This window comes from Streptomyces sp. NPDC003023 (assembly GCF_042888225.1).
Classification (GTDB): Bacteria; Actinomycetota; Actinomycetes; order Streptomycetales; family Streptomycetaceae; genus Streptomyces.
Genome location: NZ_JBIAPL010000001.1, coordinates 208438 through 232759 on the forward strand (window position 1 = coordinate 208438; position 24322 = coordinate 232759).

The following is a 24322-nucleotide window of genomic DNA, read 5'->3' on the forward strand; positions in this document are numbered from 1 at the left end:
GCGTCGTGATCGACATTCATGCGTACCAGCGGCTGCGCCGGATTGCCGAGGACGCCGAGGAGGCTCGGCTCAACCGGCTCAACCGGCTCAACCGGCTCAACCGGCTCAACCGGCTCAACCGGCTCAACCGGCTCGCCGACGAAGCCGAGTCCCAGGGGCGTTCAAGGCGCGGCCTCACAGGGCGATGACGGCGCGGACCAGCGTGCCCTGGGGCGAACGTCGCACGGACATGTCCACGGAGTACGCGTCGACCAGGGCGAGGCCGCGGCCGAACGCCGCGTCCATGTCCGCCCCCTCGCAGCGCGGCGCCGGGCGAGCCCGCCAGTGCCCCCGATCGCGAACCACCACGGTCAGCGAGGAGTCGTCGGCCTCGAACATCACCGTGACGTTGGGGCTGCCACTGTGCAGGACCGCGTTGGTCGCCAGCTCCGTGACGACCACGGTGAGCGCCTCCTCGGCGGCTTCGGAAACCTGCCGGGCACGGGTCACCGCCCGCGCCAGACGGCGTGCGAGGGGTACGGACCGCGGGGTCGCCGGCAGTTCGATCACGGCCTTCAGCCGCTTCGGGCGCGGCGGCACGGTCTCCCGCGGATTGCCGTCCATCGGGTCCTGACCAGCACTGACGGACGCCTCGACGGGGCTCGGACAGATCATGTTTCGCACGCCGGTCTCCTGCCTGCGCAGCCGATCGCGTCGGCGCCGGGCTCCGGCGGCCCGACGGGCCACCGGTGGTCTTGCCCGATCCACGCTGCCCGTCGCTCCGCGCCCACGACAATCAGGGCAGACTGAGTACGGATACGTGAATAACCACGGAAATGTCCGAGATCATGGTGCACGTCATGTCCCAAACCGCTCAGACGGCGCATTCGGCCGAGGCCGCGCTGCGTCATCGGCTCACCGCCGCGCTCGACCAGGAAGGGCCCGGCCGGCCCCTGCTGCTCCTGGTGGAAGGTGCCGCCGGTACGGGCAAGAGCCGCCTGGTCGAGCGGCTGCGGAGGGCCGTGCCCGAGACCACCCGCCGGGTGGCCCCCGGCGATCCGCTGCCCGGCGACGGGCCGGTCCTGCTGGTCGTCGAGGACGTGCACCAGGCGGCCGGTGACGACAGCGCCGCTCTGCGTGCCGTGCTGTCCGACCCGCCCGCACGCCTCGTGTGCGTCCTCAGCTACCGCCCGGAGGAACTCGTCGCACCCGGGCTGGTCCTCGGGCCGGACACGGAGTTCCCGGCCGGTCTCGCGGTGGTGCGCCACGTCGTCGGACCGCTCGACGTCGCCGCGGTCCGCCGGATGGCCGCCGACGCGCTCGGCGAGGACCGCAGTACGCGCGACCTGGCAGAAGCCCTGCACCGCGTCTCCGGTGGCGTCGCCCAGACCGTCGTGGATCTGCTCGACCTGCTCGGCCTTGAGGCCACCCGGGCCTCGGCCACTTGGCAGCCGCGTCCCGCCGACGTCGACCGGCTCGGCCCACCGCCCCGGCTCACGGCCCTCATGGTGCGCCGCACGGCGGCCGTGCCCGGGGAGTACCGGCGGATCGTTCTCGCGGCGGCCGTCATCGCCGAGCCCGCGAGTGCCGGGGAACTCGCCGCCGTCGCCGCGCTCACCCGGCCCGAGGGCCACGATGCGCTGCTCGCGGCCCTGCGCCACGCCGCGCTCGAAGAACGCGGCGACGGCCGGTACGGCCTCCTCTCCCCGGCCGCCGCCGCGGCCGTCCGAGGCTGGATGCCCGGCCCCGTCCGCGAGGAGTTGCATCGACGGACCGCACGTACGCTCAGCAGGCGCCAGCCGGTCCCCTGGGAGCGCGTGGCCGTCCATCGCCGCGCCTGCGGCGACGAACAGGGCTGGCTGCACGCCGTCGAGCGCGCCGTCCGGCAGCTGGAGGACGCGGGGGAGCCGCAGCGCGCCGCGCGCATGCTGGAGACGGCCCTCGCGAAGGGCTCGGTCCCCCGGCACACCCGCAACCGGCTCGCCATGCTGCTCGCCCGCTGCGCCGTGGTGGGCCTGCGCTCGGACCAGACGCTGGACGTCCTGCGGTACATCGTGGCCGACGCCGGTCTTCCCCCGGGCGTCCGCGGCGAGATCCGACTGGACCTCGGCCTCCTGCAGTGCAACCAGATGGGCCAGGTCGTAGAAGGCCGCGCCGAGCTCGCCAGGGCGGTGGACGAACTGGCCGGCCGGCCGGTGCCCCTGGCGAGGGCGATGTCGGCGCTCGCGATGCCGTACGGGCCGGACGCGTCGTTCGACGAGAACATCGTCTGGATCGAGCGGGCCGTGGAGGTCGCGGACGCGTCGGGCGACCCGGTGGTCCAGGCCGCCGTCGCGGCCAACCAGGTGAGCGTGCTGCTCAACAGCTCCGACCCGGCCGCCTGGCCGCTCATCGAGAGCCTTCCCCGGGACAGCGACCTCATCGGGTGCCGGCAGCAGACGGCCCGCGGTCTGTGCAACGCGGCCGACGCGATGGTCTGGCTCGGCCAGTACGAGAAGTCGCACGCCCTGCTCGCCGAGGGCGTCGAACTCGCCGCGCGCAGCGGTGCCGCCTACGCGGAGCAGACCGGCCGCGGCTGCGCCCTCGTCCTGGACTGGGCGACCGGCCGCTGGTCGGGGCTCGCCGCCCGGGCCCGCGCCTTCGTCGACGAGTCCGGCGACATGCCCTACCTCGCCTCCGACGCCCGGATGGTCCTCGGACTGCTCGCCCTCGGGCGCGGTGAATGGGCCGATGCCGTCGACCACCTCACAGGTCCGGGCGCGGCCGACCTCGACAGCGGGCCCGTACCGATCTCCGCCACGGCGTCCGGTGCCCTGATCCGGCTCGCCCTCGCCCACGACGACATCGACGGTGCCGTCGCGGAGGCAGCGGTCGCGTGGAAGCGGCTGCGTGCCAAGGGGATCTGGGCCTGGGGCGCCGAACTCGCGCCCTGGGCGGTCGAGGCGACGGTGCGGGCACAGGCCGTGGACAGGGCCCGGGAGATGACCGCCGAATTCGCCGCCGGCCTGGAGGGCCAGGACGCGCCGTCGGCCTCCGCGGCCCTGGAGTGGACCTTCGGCGTCCTCGCCGAACACACCGGGCGGACCGCCGAGGCCGCCACCCGCTACGGGAACGCCGCCGCCGCGTACACCGCGATGGCCCGCTCCTATCACGCGGCCCTCACCTCGGCGGCCTCCGCCGACTGCACACTCGCCCTCGACGGCGACGGCGACGGCGACAGCGGCACCGCCATCGCCGCGCTCGCCGACTGTGCCGCTGTCTTCGACACGCTCGGAGCCACCTGGGACGCCGCCCGCGTCCGTACGGATCTGCGACGCCACCAGCCCGCGCAGGAGCCCCGGGTCCCCGGCCGCCCCCGGTACGGCGACCTGCTCTCGCCGCGTGAGTCGGAGGTCGCGCAACTGGCCGTCGCGGGCATGACCAACCGCGAGATCGCCTCGACGCTCCACCTCTCTCCGCGCACCGTCGAGCAGCACGTCGCCCGGGCCATTCAGAAGAGCGGAGCGCGTTCCCGCCAGGGGCTCGGGCAAGTGCTCGGGACGGCCCCGGCGCCGTCCCCCCGTCAGTGACGGGGAGACCGCGCTCGCCGTGTGCGTCCCGGACGTGATGGCGTCCGAGACCGTCGGGCGCCGGATCAGCCCCGCGGAGCGGGCTTCCAGTCCTGGGCCGGCAGCCCGAGCAGCACATCGTCCATGAACTCACCCATCACCCGGGCCGAGGAGCGCGGCACGCTTTCGCGGGCGAAACCGTTGCGCTCGGCGGCGCGCAGCAACGGGGGTGTTGTCCGACAGCGTCCCGAACTGCAGCCGGTGCGGGCCGCGTGATTGTCGATGCTCCACAGCGTCGCGGTGCCCGCCGGTGCTCCGGTGTCCAACTCCACCACGGAGAAAGGGACATGCCCCTGCTCCTCGTCGTCCACCACGAGCCGTGGGTCCTTCGACCGGTGTGATCGGCCGCCATGGCCCGCCGTCGGCCCGTGACGCACCGGCCACGTCGTCGTGGAGTTCGGTCCGCAGGACCGGTATGCCGTCCTCGTACCGGGCCCTCAGCCCGACTTCGCTTCCCTTGAGCATGCGGGCTTCCTGTCCGACGGGGCCGACCTGCGGAAAACCGTCAGGAGTCCGGCCCGGCCGGTGCGGCGGCAGGGCAGTGGCCCGATGGACTCAGTGGAGGCAGAGGCAGAACGGATGCCCTGCCGGGTCCGCGTAGATCCGCCAGTTGGCCTTCGGGCGGAGCTGGTCCGTCCGCTCCAGCACGGTCGCGCCGAGGGCGAGAGCCCGCTGCTCCTCTCCGTCGAGGTCGTCCACGTCGAAGTCCAGGTGGAGTTGCTGCGGGTGCTCCTGACCGGGCCATCGGGGCGGTTGATAGCCGTCCACCCGCTGGCAGGCCAACGGTGTCCCCTCGAATCCGTGCACCTCGACCCAGTCGGGATCTTCGGAGTCCACGACCACCCGGCCGCCGAGCAGTTCCGCGTAGAACTCCGCGAGCCGTACCGGATCGGCACAGTCCAGCGCGACCGCCTGCAGCTTTCGAATCACTTCCGACTGCCCCTCGCTCGTCGGCCGCTTCCGCGACGCTCCGTACGGGAGGGGTCGTACCCGCCGCTGCGGCGGGCATGCGTGGCACGGCATGTAACGAACACGCCGGGCCGTCGACGACTCCGGATCCCCGCCGGACTCCGGGGTGCCGCCGCGTGGGTCATCGGGCCACGCGGAGGCACCCCGCCGCCGTGCTCCGGGACCGTCCGGGCACGGCAGGGGCTCAGGCGGCCCTGCGCAGCTCCAGGGTGCAGCACTTGACACTGCCGCCGGCCTTGAGGAGTTCCGAGAGGTCCACGCCGATCGGGTTGAATCCCCGGTCGCGCAACTGCTCGGCCAGCGCCGTGGCGTTGTGGGGCAGCACCACGTTGTGGCCGTCGGACGCGGCGTTCAGCCCGAAGACCGCCGCGTCCTCCTTCGTCGCGATGACGGCGTCGGGGAACAGCCGCCGCAGCACGGCCAGGCTGCCGGGGGAGAAGGCGGCCGGGTAGTAGGCGATGGTCGTCTCGTCGAGCACCGTGAGCGCGGTGTCCAGGTGGTAGTAGTCCGGGTCCACCAGCGTCAGTCCGACGACCGGGCGCCCGAAGAACTCCTGTGCCTCGTCGTGCGAGCGGGGGTCGCTGCGGAAGCCGGTGCCGGCGAGCAGCCATTCGCCCGTCAGCAGGTAGTCGCCCTCGCCCTCGTTGACGAAGTCGGCGGTGCGCAGGTCGGGGAAGCCGTTGTCGCGCAGCCAGTCGTGGTAGGCGGGGCCCTCGGCGATGCGCTCGGCGTCGCGGAACCTGGCGACGAGGGCGCGCCCGTCGACGACCGTGGCGCCGTTGGCGGCGAAGACCATGTCGGGGAGGCCGGGCAGAGGCTCGATGGTGTCGACGGTGTGCCCGAGGTTCAGGTAGACCTCGCGCAGCTTCTCCCACTGGGCGATGGCCAGTTGGGTGTCGACGGGCTTCGCCGGGTCCATCCAGGGGTTTATGGAGTAGACCACGTCGAAGTGCGTGGGCCGGCACATGAGGTAGTGCCGAGGCCGTGCGATGCGCATGCTGTGAGTCCCGATCGTCAGGGGCGGCTGGTGAGGTAGCCGCCCATGGAGGTGAAGTACTCGGCCGCGGGCATTTCGCGGCCGTCCTCGGTCCGTACGCGAGTGATGGCGAGGCCGTGGTTGCGGCCGGTGCGGGCGTCGGCCCCGGCGACGATCACGACGCCTTCGCCCTCGCGGTAGAAGATGCGCCCGGGGGTGCCGCCGTAGCGGCCCTCGGACACGACGGCGGAGAGGACTTCGAGGCGCTTGCCCTTGTGGAAGGCGAAGGCGGCAGGGTACGGGGCGGACTGGGCCCGGACCAGGCGCTCCAGGGCGTCGGCCGGCCAGTCCCAGTTGATCCTGATGTCCTCTTCGGCCCGCTTGTGGAAGAAGCTGGCCCGGGAGCGGTCCTGCTTGGTGAACTCGGTCTCACCGGCGGCGATCCGGGCCAGTGCGCCGATGGTGACGGGGGCGATGAGGTCGACCGTCTTGTGGAAGAGGTCGGTGGTGGTGTCGGTGGGTCCGACCTTCACCGCGCGCTGGTCCACGATGTCGCCGGCGTCGAGCACCTCGTCCATCATGTGGGCCGTCACGCCGACCTCGGGCTCGCCGTTGACGAGGGCCCAGATCAGCGGCGAGAAGCCGGCGTACTTGGGCAGCAGCGAGTCGTGGACGTTGAGCGTGCCGTGGCGGGGGAGTGTGTAGATCCGCGGCGGGATCCACGTCCGCCAGTTGTTGGCCACGATGATGTCCGGGTCCGCGGCCTTGAGCCGCTCGAACAGCTCCTCGTCGTCGGGGCGGTTGCGGATGACGACCTCGACGCCGTGCTCCTCGGCGAGATCGGCGACCGAGTCGCTCCAGATCTTCTCGTAGGCGTGCTCGCTCTTGGGGTGCGTCACGACCATGACCACGTCGTGTTCGGATTCCAGGAGCGCTTGGAGGGTGCGGTGGCCCCAGGTCTGATATCCGAACATGACGACCCGCATGGGGTTCCTCCTCAGAAGAGCGATTGATCGGCGCCAAGTAAAGCAAGGCTTACCTAACAGTGCAACTGGGCGATTTCGGGGGGTGGTTGATGCCGCGAGCTACCGCATGTCCGATTCGTCCCGTCGACAGTCCGGGTTAGATCAGGTTAGCTTTACCTAAGTTCCGCTCGGCTGCCGTCACCGGTGTGCCCGGCGCCCTGTCCCCACCCGCGCCTCACAGGCGGCTTTCCCGCACGATGGGAGTGACATGTCTCAGGTTCTTCCTGGTGACGCACCTCTGGTCCACGACCTCATTGGTATCGGCTTCGGCCCCTCCAACGTGGCCATGGCGATAGCGCTCAGCGAGCACAACGCACGCGTCGGCAGGCAGGAGGCGGTCACTGCCCACTTCTTCGAGCGGCAGCCCCGCTTCGGCTGGCACCGCGGCATGCTGATCGACGACGCGACCATGCAGGTGTCCTTCCTGAAGGACCTGGTGACGCTGCGGAACCCGGTCAGCGAGTACAGCTTCCTCTGCTACCTGCAGAGCAAGGGCCGGCTGATCGACTTCGTCAACCACAAGAACCTCTTCCCGCTGCGCGTCGAGTTCCACGACTACTTCGAGTGGGCGGCGGCGAAGGTCGACGACATGGTCTCCTACGGCCACGAGATCATCTCGGTCGAGCCGGTCGAGCGGGACGGTGTGGTCGAGTACCTCGAGGTGACCGCCCGTTCCGGGTCGGAGCTCGTCGTCCACCGGGCCCGCAACCTCGTGCTCGGCACCGGGCTCCGCCCGCGCATGCCGGAGGGCGTCGAGCGCAGCGAGCGGGTCTGGCACAACTCCGACCTGCTCGCGAAGGTGGAATCCCTGGAGGGCACCGACCCTCGGCGGATCGTCGTCGTGGGCGCCGGCCAGAGCGCCGCCGAGAACGTGGCCTATCTGCACCGCCGCTTCCCGGCGGCCGAGATCTGCGCCGTCTTCTCACGCTACGGCTACAGCCCCGCCGACGACAGCAGCTTCGCCAACCGCATCTTCGACCCCGAGGCGGTCGACGAGTACTTCACCGCTCCCGAGGGCGTCAAGCGCAAGCTGATGGACTACCACGGCAACACCAACTACTCCGTGGTGGACATCGACCTCATCGACGACCTCTACCGCCAGGCGTACCAGGAGAAGGTCCTCGGCAACGAGCGGCTGCGCTTCATCAACATCTCCCGCCTCACCGGCGTCGAGGACGGTCCGGACAAGGTCCGTGCCACCGTCAAGTCCCTGATCACCGGCGAGGAGAGCACGCTGGAGGCCGACGTCGTCGTCTACGCCACCGGCTACAGCCCCGCAGAGCCGCTCGCCCTCCTCGGCGAGGTGGCGGACCGCTGTCACCGCGACGACCTCGGCCGCGTCCGCGTCGAACGCGACTACCGCGTCGCCACCGACCCCGACGTCCGCTGCGGCATCTACCTCCAGGGCGGCACCGAGCACACGCACGGCATCACGTCGTCCCTGCTCTCCAACACCGCGATCAGGGTCGGCGAGATCCTCGACTCGGTCCTCGAGCGCGGTCGCGCGTCCGCCCCCGACGAGGTGCGGCCGGTCGCCGACGGAGTGGCGACGACCCGCTAGGCGCTTGGTCCGGCTCCGGGCACGCGAGCCCGGCGTGAGCCGGGCGAAAGACCCTGCTCCTCCCTGCTCCTCCCCTGGTACCCCCACAACACCGCCACCGTCCGCCGGGCAGCGCCGTCGTTCCCGGCCGGCATGGCACGCACTGTGAAACCCCCGTGAAAGGAAAGTCCGTGTCCACTGGTGCACGTCCCGTTCTGGCCAGGTTCGCCAGATCCGTCCCCCGTGTGGCTGTCGCCGCGGTGGCGGCGCTCACTCTCGCCGCTTGTGGTGGAGGGACCGAGAAGACCGAGTCCAAGCCCGCGGCCTCCGCCGGCTCGGACAAGTCCGCCGCCTTCCCGGTCACCGTCGAGCACAAGTACGGCAGCACGACGATCGACAAGGAGCCGAAGACGGTCGTCACGCTCGGCCTGTCCGACCAGGACGCGGTGCTCGCGCTCGGCGTCAAGCCGGCCGGCGCGGTCGACTGGTTCAAGGAGGACCCGTACGGCAAGTGGCCGTGGGCCAAGGACAAGTGGGGTTCCACGAAGCCGCAGATCGTCGGTGAGCGCGACGAGTACAACATCGAGAAGATCGCGGCGCTCAAGCCGGACCTGGTCATCGCCCAGTACTCGGGGATGAAGAAGGAGCAGTACGACACGCTCTCCAAGTTCACCAAGGTCGTCGCCCAGCCCAAGGAGCACCCCGACTACGGTGCGCCCTGGCAGGTCATGACGCGGCAGATCGGCAAGGCGCTCGGCAAGAGCACCGAGGCCGACAAGCTGATCACCGACATCGACGCCCGGTTCGAGGCCGTCCGCGAGAAGCACCCCGAGTTCGCCCAGAAGACCCTGGCCGTCGCCGACAGCTTCGAGGCCGGCAAGTACTCGGCGTTCACCAGGACCGACCCCAAGTCGATCTTCTTCTCCGAGCTCGGCTTCAAGCTGAAGCCGGAGATCGACACCCTGGCCAAGCCGGGCTGGAACGTCGCCGAGCTCAGCGCCGAGAAGCTGAACATCCTGGACGTCGACCGTCTCGTCTGGGTCACCTCCAGCACCGAGGCCAACGAACGCATCAAGGCCGAGCCGCTCTACGCGAAGCTGAAGGTCCACCAGGAGAAGCGCGACCTGTTCGTGCCCTACCAGGACCCGGACATCGGCGCCGCGTTCTCCTTCAACACCGTGCTCTCGATCCCGTACGCCATCGACGAGATCGAGCCGCTGCTGACGGCCATCAAGTAGACGACGCACCGCTGACGCGCCACCACGGCGGCGTCGACCGATCGACGGCGTGGCGGTCCCCGCCACGCCGTCGACGGCATGTGCCGGCCCTCGCCCCCGCACCCCCCCGCACCCCCCCGCTCACCGCGTTGAGCGTTCCGCGCGCCGTCGACGAGGGCGTGGCGGAACCCGAAGCCGTCGAACAGTGCGGCACCCCGCCCCGGCGGGGACCCCCATCACTGACGCACCACCAGGGAAAGGCCCCTTCGTACGATGTTTGACGACGCGTCGGACCGGACGTCCGCTTCCGGCATCCCCGTCACCGGCGGGCAGTCCGGGATCTGGCTGGCCCAGCAGATCGAGCCGGACAGCTCCGCCTACAACATCGTGTTCGCGCTCGACCTGTGCGGCGACGTCGACCTCGACCGCCTCGCCGCCGCTGTCCGGCAGGCCGTCGAAGAGGCCGAGTGTCTGCATGTGCGCGTGACCCCGGGGGACGACGGGCCGCGTCAGACACCCATGGCCCTCCCCGTCGACGTGCGCGTCGTCGACCTGCGCGACGCCCCGGACCCCGAGGAGGCCGCCACCGCGTGGATGGCCGCCGACCGCGACCGGCCCGCCGACCTCGCCCATGGACCGCTCCACGCCCACGCCCTGCTGCGGCTCGCGGACGACCGGGTCCTGTGGTGCCAGCGCTACCACCACATCCTTGTCGACGGCATGGGCGTCGCGTTCATCTCCCGCCGCGCCGGTGAGCTCTACACCGCGGGCGACCGGGCGCCGGCACCGCGCGACTGGTCCCTCGCCCGCCTGGTCGCGGCCGACCGCGAATACCGCGTCTCCAGGCAGCGCGAGGAGGACCGCGCCTGGTGGCTGGACCGGATGGCCGGCCGGACCGCACCGGTACGTCTCGTCGAACGCGCCCCGGCCCCGATGACGCGGCGCCTGCGGCGTACCACCGAACTGTCCCCGCGGACCCTCGGGCTGCTGAACGACGCCGCCCGCGACGCGGGTGTCCGGCCCTCCCGCATCCTGATCGCGGCCGTCGCCGCCTACCTGCACCGCGTCAGCGGCGAGCAGGACCTCGTCCTCGGCCTGCCGGTCGCCGCCCGCCAGGACCAGGTCTGCGCCGGCGTACCGGGCATGGTGTCCAACATCGTCCCGCTGCGCCTGACCGTCCGCCCCGGCACCACCGGCACCGCTCTGGTGAGCGGCGTACGCGACGCGGTCGCCGACGCCGTCGCCCACGGCCGGTACCGCGCGGAGGACCTGGCCCGGGAGCTCGGCCTCGTCGACGGCGTACCGGAGCTCGTCGGCCCGACCGTCAACGTCCTTCCGCGCCCCGAGGGCCTGAACTTCGCGGACCACGAGGCCGAACTGCGCCCGGAATGGCTCGGCCCGGTCAGCGACCTGGCACTCAGCTTCGCCGAGAACAGGGGCGGTCGCGGCATCACCGTCCACCTCGACGCGGACGCCGAGGTCTGCGACGAGGCCACGCTGCGCGACCACGAGCGCCGCTTCCTGGCCCTGCTGAACGACTTCACCGAGAACCCCGACCGCCCCGTCGGCCGCATCGAGCTCACCTCCGGCACGGAACGCGCCCGGCTGCTCGACGAGTTCGGCATCTCGCCGCGCGAGGTGCCGGAGCTGTCCTGGCCCGCCGCGTTCGAGCGGCAGGTCCGCCGTACGCCCGACGCCGTCGCGCTCGTCTGCGAGGACCGGGAGCTGACGTACACCGAGCTCAACGCCGCCGCCAACCGCCTCTCCCGCCTTCTCACCGGCCGGGGCGTGGGCGCGGAGGACGTGGTGGGCGTGGCCCTGCCCCGCTCGCCCGAGCTGGTGGTCGCGCTGCTCGCCGTGATGAAGGCCGGCGCCGCCTACCTGCCGCTGGACGCGGACCACCCGCGGGACCGGATCGCCTACATGCTCTCCGACGCCGGTGCGCGCACCGTCGTCACCGTGCACGAACTCGCCGGTGAACTCCCGCAGGCGGAAGGCGTCTCGCACGTCCTCCTCGACGACCCGGCCACCGCGGCCGCCCGCGCCGCCCTGGACGACACCGACCCCGGTCTGCCGATCGCACTCGACCGTGCCGCGTACGTCATCTACACCTCCGGTTCCACCGGCCGCCCCAAGGGCGTCGTCGTCCCCCACGACGGTGTCGGCAGCCTCATCGCGACCGCCACCGACCGGATCGGCATCACCGCCGACAGCCGCGTCGTGCAGTTCGCCTCCGTCGGCTTCGACGTGACGGTGTGGGACCTGATCATGTCGCTGTGCGTCGGCGGCCGGATCATCGTCGTCCCCGCCGAACGCCGCGTCGCGGGCCCCGCGCTCACCGACTACATCGCGCGCCACCGCGCCACCCACATGATCCTCCCGCCGTCCCTCGTCTCCGCGCTGCCGCAGGAGTGCGAACTGCCCGAGGGCGCCGTACTCGTCGTCGGCACCGAAGCGGTCCCCAGCGAACTGATCGCCCGATGGGACGGACGCCTCCAGGTCGTCGTCGCGTACGGCCTCACGGAGGCGAGCGTCAACTCCACCCTGTGGCTCGCCCGGCCCGACCGGCCGGGCCCCGCGCCCATCGGCCGCCCCGACCCCAACACCCGGGCCTACGTGCTCGACCCGGCGCTCCGCCCGGTGCCCGTCGGCGCCGAGGGCGAGCTGTACGTCGCCGGGCGCGGCCTCGCCCGCGGCTACCTGGGCCGCCAGGCACTGACCTCGGAGCGGTTCGTCGCCGACCCGTACGGTCCGCCCGGCACCCGGATGTACCGCACCGGTGACCGGGTCCGCTGGGGCGCCGACGGCAACCTGGAGTTCCTCGGCCGCGCTGACGGCCAGATCAAGATCCGCGGTCACCGGATCGAGCCCGGCGAGATCGAGAGCGCCTTCATGGCCTGCCCGGGCATCGCCCAGGCCGCCGTCCTCGCCCGCGAGGACCACCGGTCCGTCAAGCGTCTCGTGGCCTATCTCGTCGCCGACGCCGCCGAGGACAGCGAGGCGGCGGTGACGGCGGCGGTGACGGCGGCGCGCGCCCGGGTGGCAGACGCGCTGCCGGACCACATGGCGCCCTCCGCGGTCGTCGTCCTCGACGGCCCGCTCCCGCTGACCCCCAACGGCAAACTCGACACCAAGGCACTGCCCGACCCCCGGTGGACGGCCGTGGCCGGTGCCGACACCCCCGGCACCCCGGAGGAGACCGCGCTCGCCGCGCTGTTCGCGGACCTCCTCGGCCTGCCCGCGGTCGGCGTGCACGACAGCTTCTTCGAACTGGGCGGCGACAGCATCGTCGCCATCCAGCTCGTGAACCGCGCCCGCGAGGCCGGTCTCGCGATCACCCCGCGCGACGTGTTCCGGCACCGTACCGTCGCGGCGCTCGCCCGGACCGCCGGCCGGACCGGCGCCGCGCCCGCCCCGGCACGCCCCGCGGACCTCGACCAGGACGCCCTGCCCGTGTCCCCGCTCCAGGAAGGCTTCTTCTTCCACGCGGAGTTCGACAGCGGGGCCGCCGACCTCTATCTCGTGCAGGAACTCCTCGACCTCGAGGGACCCGTCGACGCCGACCGGCTTCGCCGCTCGCTCCAGCTGCTCCTCGACCGGCACCCGCTGCTGCGCGCCGCCTTCCGCCAGCTGCCCGGCGGCGAGGTCGTCCAACGGCTCGCGGACCGGGTGACACTGCCGTGGCAGGAGGCCGACACGTCCGTGACCGGCCTCGACGAACTGCTGCGCGCCGACCGCGCCGAGCAGTTCGACCTGGCCGCGCCACCGCTGCTGCGCGCCACGCTGATCAGGGACGGGCAGCGTCACCGGCTCCTGCTCACCCTGCACCACATCGTCGCCGACGGCTGGTCGGTCTCCGTCCTCCTGCGCGAACTGACCGACGCCTACCGGGGGCTCGAGCTGCCGGAACCCGCGGACACCCGGCCGTATCTCGCCTGGCTGGCCGGACGCGACCGGGACGCCGCGCGCGAGGCATGGGGCCGGGCGCTGCACGGGCTGGACGGCCCCACCCGGCTTCCCGCGCCCGCCACGTCGGCCGTACAGGCGGCCCCAGGGGCAGGAGCCGCAACGGCCGCACTGGCGGCGCCTGCCGCACCGGCGGCGCCTGCCGCACCGGCGGCGCCCGCCGGACCGGGGGCACCGGTCGTGCCCGCGGCACCCGCCGCACCCGCCGAGCCCGAGCACGTCGACACCCGGCTTCCGCAGGACCTCACCGGCGGTCTGACCGCCTACGCCAGGACCCACGGCCTGACCCTCAGCACCGTCGTGCACGGTGTGTGGGGCCTCCTGGTGGGCGCGCTGACCGGCAGCCGGGACGTCGTCTTCGGCACCACCGTCTCCGGGCGGACCACCGAGGTCCAGGGCCTGGACTCCGCCGTGGGCCTGTTCATCAACACCGTCCCCGCCCGGGTGACCCTGCGCGCCGACGAGTCGCTCACCGACCTGCTGCGGCGCGTCCAGGACGAGCACACCGCCCTCCTCGACCACCAGCACCTCGGCCTCGCCGACATCCAGCGGATCGCGGGCGGAGGCGAACTCTTCGACACACTCGTGGTGTTCGAGAACTACCCGACCGGCGACCTGTCTGCCGACCGCGAACCCGGAGAGCTGCGCATCACCGGCGCCGAGGTGTTCGACGCCGTGCACTACCCCCTCGCACTCGTCGTGGAGCCGGCCGACGGCGGGCTGCTGCTCCGGTTCAAGCACGACGCCGCCCGCCTCGACCCGGTCGCCGTGGCGGTGCTCGCCAACCGGTTCGTGACCCTGCTGCGGACCCTGGTCGCCGAACCCGGCCGCCTCGTCGCCCGTACCGGCCTGCTGTCCGGCCGCGAGCAGGAGCACCTCACGGAGCTCAACGCCACCGCGCACCCCGTCGCCGAAGGCACCCTCGCCTCGCTCTTCGCGCAACAGGCGGCCCGCACCCCGCACGCCACGGCCGTCGTCTTCGAGGACACCACCCTCACGTACGCGGAGCTCGACCGGCGGGCGGAGGCCCTGGCCCGGCGACTGCGGGCCCGCGGCGCGGGCCCTGAGCAGTACGTGGCCGTCGCGGTGCCGCGCTCGGCGGAACTGATGGTCGCGCTGCTCGGTGTCCACAAGGCGGGCGCCGCCTACCTGCCCGTCGACCTCGACTACCCCGCCGACCGGGTGGCGTTCATGCTCGCCGACTCGGGCACGCGGACCGTCGTGACCACCGCGGAGGCGGCCGGCCGGCTGCCCGCCGCACCCGGTCTCGAACTCCTCGTCGTCGACCAGGACGAGGACGTTCGCGACGACGCACCGGTCCCGGTCGCGGGCCCCGACCACCCCGCCTACCTGATCTACACCTCCGGCTCCACCGGCCGCCCCAAGGGTGTCGCCGTCACCCACCGGGCGATCGTCAACCGGCTCGCCTGGATGCAGAGCGAGTACGGGCTCACCGCCGACGACCGGGTGCTCCAGAAGACCCCGTCCAGCTTCGACGTGTCGGTGTGGGAGTTCTTCTGGGCGCTGACCGAGGGCGCGACCGTCGTCCTCGCCCGTCCCGACGGCCACCGCGACCCGGCCTACCTGGCGGGCCTGATCCGCGACCGGGGCGTCACCACGATGCACTTCGTGCCGTCGATGCTGGCCGCGTTCGTCCAGGTCATGGAGTCCACGACGGACATCGCGGGCGCCGCGGGCAGCACGGACACCGCAGCCGGCACGGACACCGCAGGCGCGCCCGACTGGTCGGCGAGCCTGCGCCGGGTGTTCTGCAGCGGCGAGGCGCTCACCGGCGCCGACGCCCGGCGCTGGTGGGAGCTGACCTCCCGCTCCGGCCGCGGCCCCGTGCCGCTGCACAACCTCTACGGCCCCACGGAGGCGGCCGTGGACGTGACCCACTTCCCGTACGAGGGCGCCACCGAGCAGGCCGTTCCCATCGGCCGGCCCGTGTGGAACACCCGGCTGCACGTACTGGATTCGTTCCTGCGCCCGGTGCCGGACGGGGTGCCGGGAGAGCTCTACCTCGCGGGAGTGCAGTTGGCACGGGCCTACCACGGCCGGTCCGCTCTGACCGCCGAGCGGTTCGTCGCCGACCCGTTCGGGGCGCCGGGGGAGCGCATGTACCGCACCGGCGACCTGGTGCGGCGTCGTGCCGACGGTGCCGTCGAGTACCTCGGCCGCACCGACCGGCAGGTCAAGATCCGCGGCAACCGCATCGAACCGGGGGAGATCGAGAGCGCCCTCGCCGCGCTGCCCGGCGTCGCCCGCGCGGCCGTGATCGTCCGCGACGGCGCCCTCGTCGGCTACGCCGTCCCCGCCTCCGACGCCGCCCTGGAGCCCGAGACCCTGCACGCGGCGCTCGCCGACGCGCTGCCCGCCACGATGGTGCCCGGCGCCGTCGTGGTCGTCGGCGAACTGCCCCTGACGCCCAGCGGAAAGCTGGACCAGAACGCCCTTCCGGCGCCCGAGGTGGCGCCCCGGGCCGGCGGTCGGGCACCCCGCGACGACCGTGAGCGCGCCCTGTGCGACATCTTCGCGGATGTCCTCGGCATACCCGGGATCGGCGCGGACGACGACTTCTTCGTGCTGGGCGGCGACAGCCTGACCTCGATCGCCGTCGCCACCCGCGCCCGCGACAAGGGCCTGACGCTCAGCCCGCGCGACGTGTTCCAGTGCCGCACCCCCGCCGCGCTGGCCACAGCGGCCGCGAACGCGGCCCCGGAAGACCCGACCGCATCACAGACACCCGAGGTACCCGTGCACTCCGACGGCGTGACCGTCTCCTCCTCCGACGCCGGACAGGCCGCCGCGGCCCTCCAGGCCGTACTCGCCCTCCAGCAGCAGTCCGGCGCCGCGGTCGACCCCGCCCTGAAGGCCCTGCTCGACCAGCTGACCGCCGCCGCACCCCAGGCCGTCCCCCAGGAACCGGAGGCCCCCGCCCCGCTGGGCGGACTCGAGCTCACCGACGAGGAGACCGAGCGCGTCCACGCCGCCGCCGGGCTTCCGGTCGCGGACATCTGGCCGCTCTCCCCGCTCCAGGAGGGCATGTACTTCCACGCCACCTACGACGCGGGCGACGCCCTCGACGTCTACCAGTCCCAGGAGTCCCTGGACTTCGACCGCCGGGTCGACGCCGACCGGCTGCGTGCCGCCTGCCGGGCCCTGCTGGAGCGCAACGCGAGCCTTCGCGCCGGATTCACCAGCGACGGATTGCCCCGACCGGTGCAGTTCATCGCGGACGGCGCCGAGATCCCGCTGGTGGAGGAGGACCTGTCCCACCTGCCCGCCGACGAGCAGCGGACCCGGGTGGAGGCGCTGCTGGCCGCCGACCGCAGGCAGCGCTTCGACCTGTCCGCGGCTCCGCTGTGCCGCCTGCTGCTGATCCGTCTCGGCGACGGCAGGGACAGGCTCGTCGTCACCCACCACCTCATCCTCTGGGACGGCTGGTCCGCGTGGCTGTTCCTCGAGGAGCTGTTCACGCTGTACGAGCGGGCCGGCGACGCCACCGGCCTGCCGCAGCCCGGCTCGTACCGCGACTACCTGGCCTGGCTGGACGAGCAGGACACCACGGCCGCCCTGGGCGCGTGGCGCGAGGCGCTCGCCGGGTTCGACGAGCCGACCCTTCTCGCCCCGTCCGGGCGCGACACCGGCCCGGTCATCCCCGAGGACTTCGACACCCTGCTCACACAGGAGACCAGCGACCGGCTGCGCACCCTCGCACGCCGGCACGGACTCACCCTGAACACCGTGCTGAACGCCGCCTGGGGACTGGTGCTCTCGGCCATGACGGGCCGCGGCGACGTCGCCTTCGGCACGGCCGTGGCCGGACGCCCGGCGGACGTACCGAACGTGGCCGGCATCATCGGCATGTTCCTCAACACCGTCCCCGCCCGGGTCGCCTTCGCACCCGACGAGCCCCTGCTCGACCTGCTGCGGCGGATGCAGGCCGAGCGCGCCGCGGTCATGCCCTACGAGTACGTGGGCCTCGGCACCCTCCAGCAGGAGACGGGGCACCGCCGCCTGTTCGACACCCTGTTCGTGCTCCGCTCGGCCGACGGCGAGGACCGGGCCGCGGCCCTGAGGCAGCGCCACGGCATCACCGACGTGTCGAACGTGGACGGCACCCACTTCCCGCTCACGCTGATCGTCACTCCCGGTGCCCGGCTGCGGGTGACACTGGCGGCCAGGCCCGACCTGTTCGGCGCGGACGACGCGGCCACGATCCTCGCCCGGTTCACGGCCGTCCTCGACCGGCTGGCCGAAGCCCTCGGCGGCCGGGCAGCCGAGGCCGCCCGGACCGTCGGCGTCGACCTGCTGCTGCCCGAGGAGCGCGCCGCGCTCACCGCCGGCTGGGAGACCAGCCGGGAGCCGGTGCCGAACGAGACCGTCGCCGACATGCTCACCGCCCAGGTGGCCCGCACCCCGCACGCGGTGGCGCTGGTCTTCGGCGAGCACGCCCTCACCTACGCGGAACTGGACGCGCGGATCAACCGGCTCGCCCGGCTGCTGCTCGCCCGGGGCGCGGGACCCGAGACGGTCGTGGCGCTCGCGCTGCCCCGGTCCATCGAGATGGTGGCCGCGCTGTTCGCCGTGCTGCGCACCGGCGCCGCGTACCTGCCGCTCGACCTCGACCACCCCGCCGACCGGCTGCGGCTGATGGCCGAGGACACCGGCCCCCTGTGCCTGGTGTCCACGACCGCCGTCGCCCCGACCCTGCGCAGCGACGACGGACCGGTCGCCCCCGAACTCCTCCTCGACGACGAGGCGGTGCTCGGCGAACTCGCCGCACTCTCCGGCGACGGGATCACCGACGCCGAGCGGCCCGCGTTCGCGCACGGAGTGCCGGACCGCCTGGAGCACCCCGCGTACGTCATCTACACCTCCGGTTCCACCGGTCGGCCCAAGGGCGTTGTCACCCCCTACCGGGGGCTGACGAACATGCAGCTCAACCACCAGAAGGAGATCTTCGACCCGGCCATCGCGTCGGCCGGCGGACGGCGTCTGCGCATCGCGCACACCGTGTCCTTCGCCTTCGACATGTCCTGGGAGGAACTGCTCTGGCTCGTCGAGGGCCATGAGGTCCACGTCTGCGACGAGGAGCTGCGCCGCGACGCCGAGGCACTGGTGGCGTACTGCGACGAGCACCGGGTCGACGTGGTCAACGTGACGCCCACCTACGCCCAGTTGCTCATCGAGGAGGGCCTGCTCGACCGGGCCGACGGCCGAGGCGGCGCCGCCGGCAGGCACCGGCCCGCCCTCGTCCTCCTCGGCGGCGAGGCGGTGTCCGACACGGTCTGGACGCGACTGCGCCGCACCGAGGGCACCTACGGCTACAACCTGTACGGCCCGACCGAGTACACGATCAACACCCTCGGCGGTTCCACCACCGAAAGCGCGACGCCGACGGTCGGCATGCCCATCCGCAACACCCGCGCCTACGTGCTCGACGGGATGCTGCGCCCCGTCCCCCCGGGCTGCCCCGGCGAGCTGTACATCGCGGGCACCGGACTGGCCCGCGGCTACCACGACCGTCCCGGCCTGACCGCCGAGCGGTTCCTCGCCGACCCGTTCGGTGAGCCCGGCGAGCGGATGTACCGCACCGGCGACCTCGTACGGCAGCGCCCCGACGGGCTGCTCGACTTCCTCGGCCGCACCGACGACCAGGTCAAGATCCGCGGCTACCGCATCGAGCTCGGCGAGGTCTCCACGGCCCTGTCGGCGCACCCCGAGGTCGCGCACGCCGCCGTCGTCGTGCACGAGGGCACCGGCACCAAGCGCTTGGTCGGGTACGTCGTACCCGAGAACGGCGCGGAACCGGACGAGGAGCTCGCGCAGCGGCTGCGCGACCACCTGAAGGCCGGCCTGCCCGACTACATGGTCCCCTCCGCGCTGGTCCCGGTGGCGACCCTGCCGCTGACCGTCAACGGCAAGCTGGACGTCAAGGCCCTGCCCGCACCGGCCCTTTTCACGAACGCAGGGGGCGCCGGCACGGGCACCAGCCGCGCCCCCCGCGGCCCGCAGGAGGAGACGCTCTGCGCGCTGTTCGCCGAGGTGCTCGGCCTGGCGGAGGGCAGCGTCGGCATCGACAGCAACTTCTTCGAACTGGGCGGCCACTCCCTCCTCGCCACCCGGCTCGTCAGCCGCGCCCGCACCGCCCTCGACACCGAGCTGGCGATCCGCGACCTGTTCGAGGCGCCCACCGTCGCCGAGCTGGTGGAACGCGCCGCCGCCTCGCACAGCGCCGCCCGCCCGGCCCTGACGGCGGCCGAGCGGCCGGACGAACTGCCGCTGTCGCACGCCCAGCAGCGCCTGTGGGTCATCCAGCAGATCGAGTGCACCTCCGCCGCGTACAACTTCCCGCTGGTGATGCGGCTGCACGGCGATCTCGACCTCGACGCGTGGCGCACCGCCCTCGCCGATGTGGCGGCCCGCCACGAGGCGCTGCGCACGGTCTTCGTCGAGCGGGACGGCCAGGCGTTCCAGCGGGTGCTGCCCGCGGAGCGGGCCGCCCCGGTGGTGGAGCACCTGCGTGCCGGAGAGGACGAGGTGCCCGGCATCGTGGACGCCGCCGTGCAGCGGCCGTTCGACCTCTCCACCGAACTGCTGATCAGGGCCACGGTCGTCGAGGTGGCGCCCGCGGAGCACGTCGTCGTGCTGCTGCTGCACCACATCACCACCGACGAGTGGTCCGACCGGCCGTTCCTGCGCGACCTGGCCACCGCCTACGCGGCCCGCCTCGACGGCACGGCCCCCGACTGGGAGCCGCTGCCCGTCCAGTACGCCGACTACGCCCTGTGGCAGCAGCGCCTCCTCGGCGACCCGGCGGACGACGGAAGCCTGGCCGCCCGGCAGCTGGACCACTGGCAGACGACCCTGGCCGGCGCGCCCGAGGAACTGGAACTGCCCACCGACCGGCCGCGGCCCGCCCGTCCGGCGTTCTCCGGGGCCGAACTCGACATCGACTTCGACAGGACGGTCCACGAGGGCCTGAAGCGGCTCGCCCGCGAGAGTGGCGCCAGCATGTTCATGGTGGTGCACGCGGCCGTGGCCGCCCTGCTCAACCGGCTCGGCGCCGGCACGGACATCCCCCTCGGCGCGCCCATCGCAGGACGCGGCGACGAGGCACTGGACGAACTGGTCGGCTTCTTCGTCAACACACTGGTGCTGCGCACCGATCTGGGCGGCGACCCCAGCTTCAACGAACTCCTCGCCCGGGTGCGGAAGACCGACCTGGCCGCGTTCTCCCAAGCGGACGTGCCGTTCGAATCGGTCGTGGAGCGGCTCAACCCGACCCGGTCCCTCTCCCGGAACCCGCTGTTCCAGGTGATGGTCGGCTACCACGCCCGCACCGGCGACGAGCTGGAGCTGCCCGGACTCGAGGCGCGGTACGTGCCGTTCCGGGTCGGCTCCGCCAAGTTCGACCTCGTGTTCAGCTTCACCGAGCGCATCGGCACCGACGGCGCCGACGGCGCCGACGGGGCCCTCGGCTGCCGGCTGGAGTTCGCCACCGAGCTGTTCGACCAGGAGACCGCCGAGCGGATCGGCGACCGGCTGCGCAGGCTGGTCGAGATCCTTGTCGCGGCTCCCGACCAGCCGCTGTCACAGGCCGAGATCCTCTCCGCCGACGAGCGGCGACTGGTCCTGGAGGGCTTCAACGGATCGCCCCGCGAGGTCGAAGAGGCGACCCTGCCCGCGCTGTTCGACCGGTGGGTCGCAGAGCGACCGGGCGCCGTCGCCGTCGTCGAGCGCTCCCGCTCGGTGACGTACGCCCAGCTCGACGCCCGCGCAGGCCGAGTGGCCCGGCTCCTCGCCGCACGCGGCGTCGGCGCCGAGAGCGTGGTCGGTGTGGCCGTGCCGCGCTCGGTGGACATGATCGCCACCGTCGTCGCCGCGCTGAAGCTGGGCGCCGCGTTCCTGCCGCTCGACCTGGTCCACCCCGGCGACCGGCTCACCTACATGATCGAGAACTCGGGCGCGGCCGTCGTGGTCGGCACCGAACCGGTGGCCGGCAAGATCCCGGACGTCGCGGGCGTCCCCGTCGTACTCCTCGACGCCCCGGACACCGTCGCCGAACTGGACACGCTGCCCGAGACGCCCGTTGAGGGCGGACCGGCCGGCCTGGACCAGGCCGCGTACGTCATCTACACCTCCGGTTCGACCGGCCGCCCCAAGGGCGTGGTCGTTCCGCACGAGGGCGTCTCCAGCCTGGTCGCCACCGCGGTGGACCGGATGGGCCTCGAACACGACAGCCGGGTGCTCCAGTTCGCGTCGATCGGCTTCGACGTCTTCGTCTTCGAACTGGCGATGGCGCTGTGCCACGGCGGACGGCTCGTACTGATCACCGACGAGGCCAGGGTCGCCGGACCGGCGCTCACCGACTTCCTCGCGGACCAGCGCATCACCCACATGATCCTGCCGCCGTCCCTGGTGTCGGCACTTCCCCCGGGCTGCCGGCTGCCCGAGGGGTCGACCGTCCTGGTCGGCACCGAGACCGTGCCGCCGGACCTGTTCGAGCGGTTCGGCGCCACGGCGAACCTGATCTGCGCGTACGGGCTCACGGAGGCGACGGTCAACTCGACCCTGTGGCCGGCCCGCGAGCACGGAGGCCGCGCCTCGGGCCGCGTACCGATCGGCCGCCCCGACCCCAACACCCGCGCCTACGTGCTGGACGAGCACCTGCGCCCGGTGCCGCCCGGTGTGGTGGGCGAGCTGTACGTCGCCGGACGCGGCCTCGCCCGCGGATACCTCGGCCAGGCGGGGCTCACCTCTGAGCGGTTCGTCGCCGACCCGTACGGAGCGCCCGGCAGCCGGATGTACCGCACCGGTGACCGCGCCCGCTGGCGCGCCGACGGGAACCTCGACTTCCTCGGCCGGGTCGACACCCAGGTGAAGATCCGCGGCTTCCGCATCGAGCTGGGCGAGATCGAGGCGGCGCTCGCCGGGCACCCGGCGGTCGCCCAGGCCGCCGTGGTGCCCGACCGCGACGGCGACATCGTCCGCCTCGTCGGCTACGCGGTACCCGAGACGGCGGAGGGCTCGCCGCGGGCCCTCGACCCGCAGGAGCTGCGCGCCCATGTCGCCGGGCAGTTGCCCGAGTACATGGTTCCCGCCCTCGTCGTACCGCTGGACGGCCCGCTGCCGCTGACGCCCAACGGCAAGCTGGACCGCAAGGTGCTGCCCGCGCCCGACTGGTCCGGGATGACCGGCGACGCCCGCCCCGCGACCCGGACGCAGGCCCGGATCGCCGAACTGTTCTGCGAGATCCTCAAGCTGGACGGCGTCGGCGTGCACGACAGCTTCTTCGCCCTCGGCGGCCACTCCATGGCCTCGATGCGGCTGCTCGGCCGCATCCGCGCCGAGTTCGGCGTCGAGCTGAGCATCCGGGACGTCTTCGACGCGCTGACCGTCGCCGGTATCGCCGGCAAGCTGGACGGCGCCGCCGCCGCCCGGCCGGCCCTGCGCCCCGCGCAGGACGTGACCGCCGACGGCGCCGGTCTGCCGGTGGCGCCCGTCCAGCAGTGGCAGTGGCAGGCGTACCGGCGCGACCCCGGTTTCGACCACGCGCTGGTGCTGCGCTCGCCCGGCGGGCTCGACACCGAGGCGCTGGCCGCGGCACTCGCCGATGTGACCGCACGCCACGAACCGCTGCGCACCGCGTTCACGGAACGGGACGGCACGGTCCTCCGCCACGCGGTCGAGGCACCACAGCTGACCGTGGAGCGGTGCGCCGACCTGGACGCCCGGTCGGCCGAACTGGCCGCCCAGGCACCGGACCTGGAGCAGGAGGCCCCGCTGCGGGTCAGGCTGCTGACCGGCGGCGACGGCGCTCAGGCGGTCCTGCTGACCATGCACTACCTCGCGGTGGACGAATGGTCGGTGGTCCCGCTGTTCCGCGACCTCACCGCCGCCTACGGCGCGCGTACGGCCGGCCGGGCACCCGACTGGGAGCCGCTGCCGGTGACCTACGCCGACTACGGCCACTGGGCGCGCGAGGTCCTCGGCGACCTCACCGACCCGGAGAGCCGGGGCGGGCAGCAGCTCGCCTACTGGCGGCAGACACTGAAGGACATGCCGCGGGAGCTGGACCTGCCCGCTCAGGCGCCGGACTTTGCCGCCGGCGGCGACGGAGCGCACCGGGACGCGGGGCACGTGGGCTTCGTCCTCGACGAACGGCTGCACGCGGACGTCGACCGGCTCGCACGGGCCACCGGCACCAGCATGTTCATGGTGCTGCACTCGGCCCTCGCGGCACTGCTCACCGCCCACGGTGCGGGCACCGACCTGCCCATCGGTACGATGGTCGCCGGTCGCACCGACGACCAGCTGGCCGATCTCGTGGGCTGCTTCTTCAACACGGTCGTCCTGCGCACCGACACGGCGGGCGACCCGACCTTCGCGGAGCTCCTGACCCGGGTCCGGGAGACCACGCTCAGCGCCCTCGACCGGCAGGAAGTCCCGTTCGACGAGGTCGTCGCGGCCGCCGGACTGCGACCGGAGGGTCCCCAGGTCATGGTGATCCACCACGAGCAGGCGGACCTCGAGCAGTTGGAGGGCGGCGTGGGCGACCTGCTGGCCGTACCGACCGGCTCGGCACGGGCCGAGCTGACGCTCAGCTTCTACGAGCCGCGTGGCGAGGGCCCCGTGCACTGCGGGCTGATCCACGCGACCGGGCGGCTCGGCACCGCCAAGACACGTCGGCTCGCCGACGAACTCCAGACCCTGCTGCGCACCGTGACGGCCGACTCCGAGCAGCCGCTGTCCGAGCTGTTCAACGTAACATCCATGAGGAGTGAGAACGCATGACGACCAACCCCTTCGAGGACCCGCAGGGCAGCTTCCTTGTGCTGGTCAACGAGGAGAACCAGCACTCGATGTGGCCCTCCTTCGCCGAGGTTCCCGCCGGGTGGCGGACCGTCTTCGGCGCGGACACCCGCGAGGCGTGCCTCGCGTACGTGGAGTCCCACTGGACCGACCTGCGTCCGGCGAGCCTCATCGCCCAGCAGGGCTGACACCACGACACGAAGCCGCCCCAGGGGCTCCCT

10 protein-coding genes and 1 pseudogene are annotated in these 24322 nt (G+C 72.8%); 6 read left to right on the forward strand and 5 right to left on the reverse strand.

Translation table 11 applies throughout. From position 1 onward, the window contains the following. Positions 1–5 precede the first annotated feature (5 nt). The gene (locus ACFYV1_RS00780; protein ID WP_389393166.1) at positions 6–188 is read left to right on the forward strand and encodes a hypothetical protein; all 183 of its coding nucleotides are present in this window, start codon (positions 6–8) and stop codon (positions 186–188) included. Here the strand turns inward: ACFYV1_RS00780 and ACFYV1_RS00785 are convergent. Next, complete coding sequence (locus ACFYV1_RS00785; RefSeq protein WP_389394535.1) at positions 175–654, reverse strand: ATP-binding protein; 480 nt, start codon at positions 652–654, stop codon at positions 175–177. The two genes, ACFYV1_RS00780 and ACFYV1_RS00785, sit on opposite strands and share 14 nt — an antisense overlap. A 185-nt stretch (positions 655–839) precedes the next feature. Between ACFYV1_RS00785 and ACFYV1_RS00790 the strand changes: the two genes are divergently transcribed. Next, positions 840–3548, forward strand: a complete 2709-nt coding sequence (locus tag ACFYV1_RS00790) for a LuxR C-terminal-related transcriptional regulator (protein ID WP_389393167.1) — start codon at positions 840–842, stop codon at positions 3546–3548. 65 nt (positions 3549–3613) lie between these two features. On the opposite strand, the pseudogene ACFYV1_RS00795 reads toward ACFYV1_RS00790, so the two are convergent. The 4 genes and pseudogenes from ACFYV1_RS00795 to ACFYV1_RS00810 all read right to left on the reverse strand — a co-directional run bounded on the left by ACFYV1_RS00795 (position 3614) and on the right by ACFYV1_RS00810 (position 6518). Next, positions 3614–4052: pseudogene (locus tag ACFYV1_RS00795) on the reverse strand (GNAT family N-acetyltransferase). Positions 4053–4142: 90 nt separating this feature from the next. Continuing rightward, positions 4143–4517 (reverse strand): VOC family protein, encoded by a 375-nt coding sequence (locus ACFYV1_RS00800; RefSeq protein WP_389393168.1) that lies wholly within the window; start codon positions 4515–4517, stop codon positions 4143–4145. A gap of 223 nt (positions 4518–4740) precedes the next feature. Further along, positions 4741–5553 (reverse strand): dimethylargininase, encoded by an 813-nt coding sequence (gene ddaH, locus ACFYV1_RS00805; protein WP_389393169.1) that lies wholly within the window; start codon positions 5551–5553, stop codon positions 4741–4743. 17 nt (positions 5554–5570) lie between these two features. Next, positions 5571–6518: a methionyl-tRNA formyltransferase gene (locus ACFYV1_RS00810; RefSeq protein ID WP_389393170.1), complete on the reverse strand. Its 948-nt coding sequence runs from the start codon at positions 6516–6518 to the stop codon at positions 5571–5573. Positions 6519–6765: 247 nt separating this feature from the next. Between ACFYV1_RS00810 and ACFYV1_RS00815 the strand changes: the two genes are divergently transcribed. The 4 genes from ACFYV1_RS00815 to ACFYV1_RS00830 all read left to right on the forward strand — a co-directional run bounded on the left by ACFYV1_RS00815 (position 6766) and on the right by ACFYV1_RS00830 (position 24289). Then, positions 6766–8118: a lysine N(6)-hydroxylase/L-ornithine N(5)-oxygenase family protein gene (locus ACFYV1_RS00815; RefSeq protein ID WP_389393171.1), complete on the forward strand. Its 1353-nt coding sequence runs from the start codon at positions 6766–6768 to the stop codon at positions 8116–8118. A 170-nt stretch (positions 8119–8288) separates the two neighbouring features. Beyond that, positions 8289–9335 (forward strand): iron-siderophore ABC transporter substrate-binding protein, encoded by a 1047-nt coding sequence (locus ACFYV1_RS00820; protein ID WP_389393172.1) that lies wholly within the window; start codon positions 8289–8291, stop codon positions 9333–9335. Between the two features lie 252 nt (positions 9336–9587). After that, positions 9588–24083 (forward strand): amino acid adenylation domain-containing protein, encoded by a 14496-nt coding sequence (locus tag ACFYV1_RS00825; RefSeq protein ID WP_389393173.1) that lies wholly within the window; start codon positions 9588–9590, stop codon positions 24081–24083. Beyond that, complete coding sequence (locus tag ACFYV1_RS00830; protein WP_389393174.1) at positions 24080–24289, forward strand: MbtH family protein; 210 nt, start codon at positions 24080–24082, stop codon at positions 24287–24289. The genes ACFYV1_RS00825 and ACFYV1_RS00830 overlap by 4 nt, the downstream gene beginning before the upstream one ends. Positions 24290–24322 lie beyond the last annotated feature (33 nt).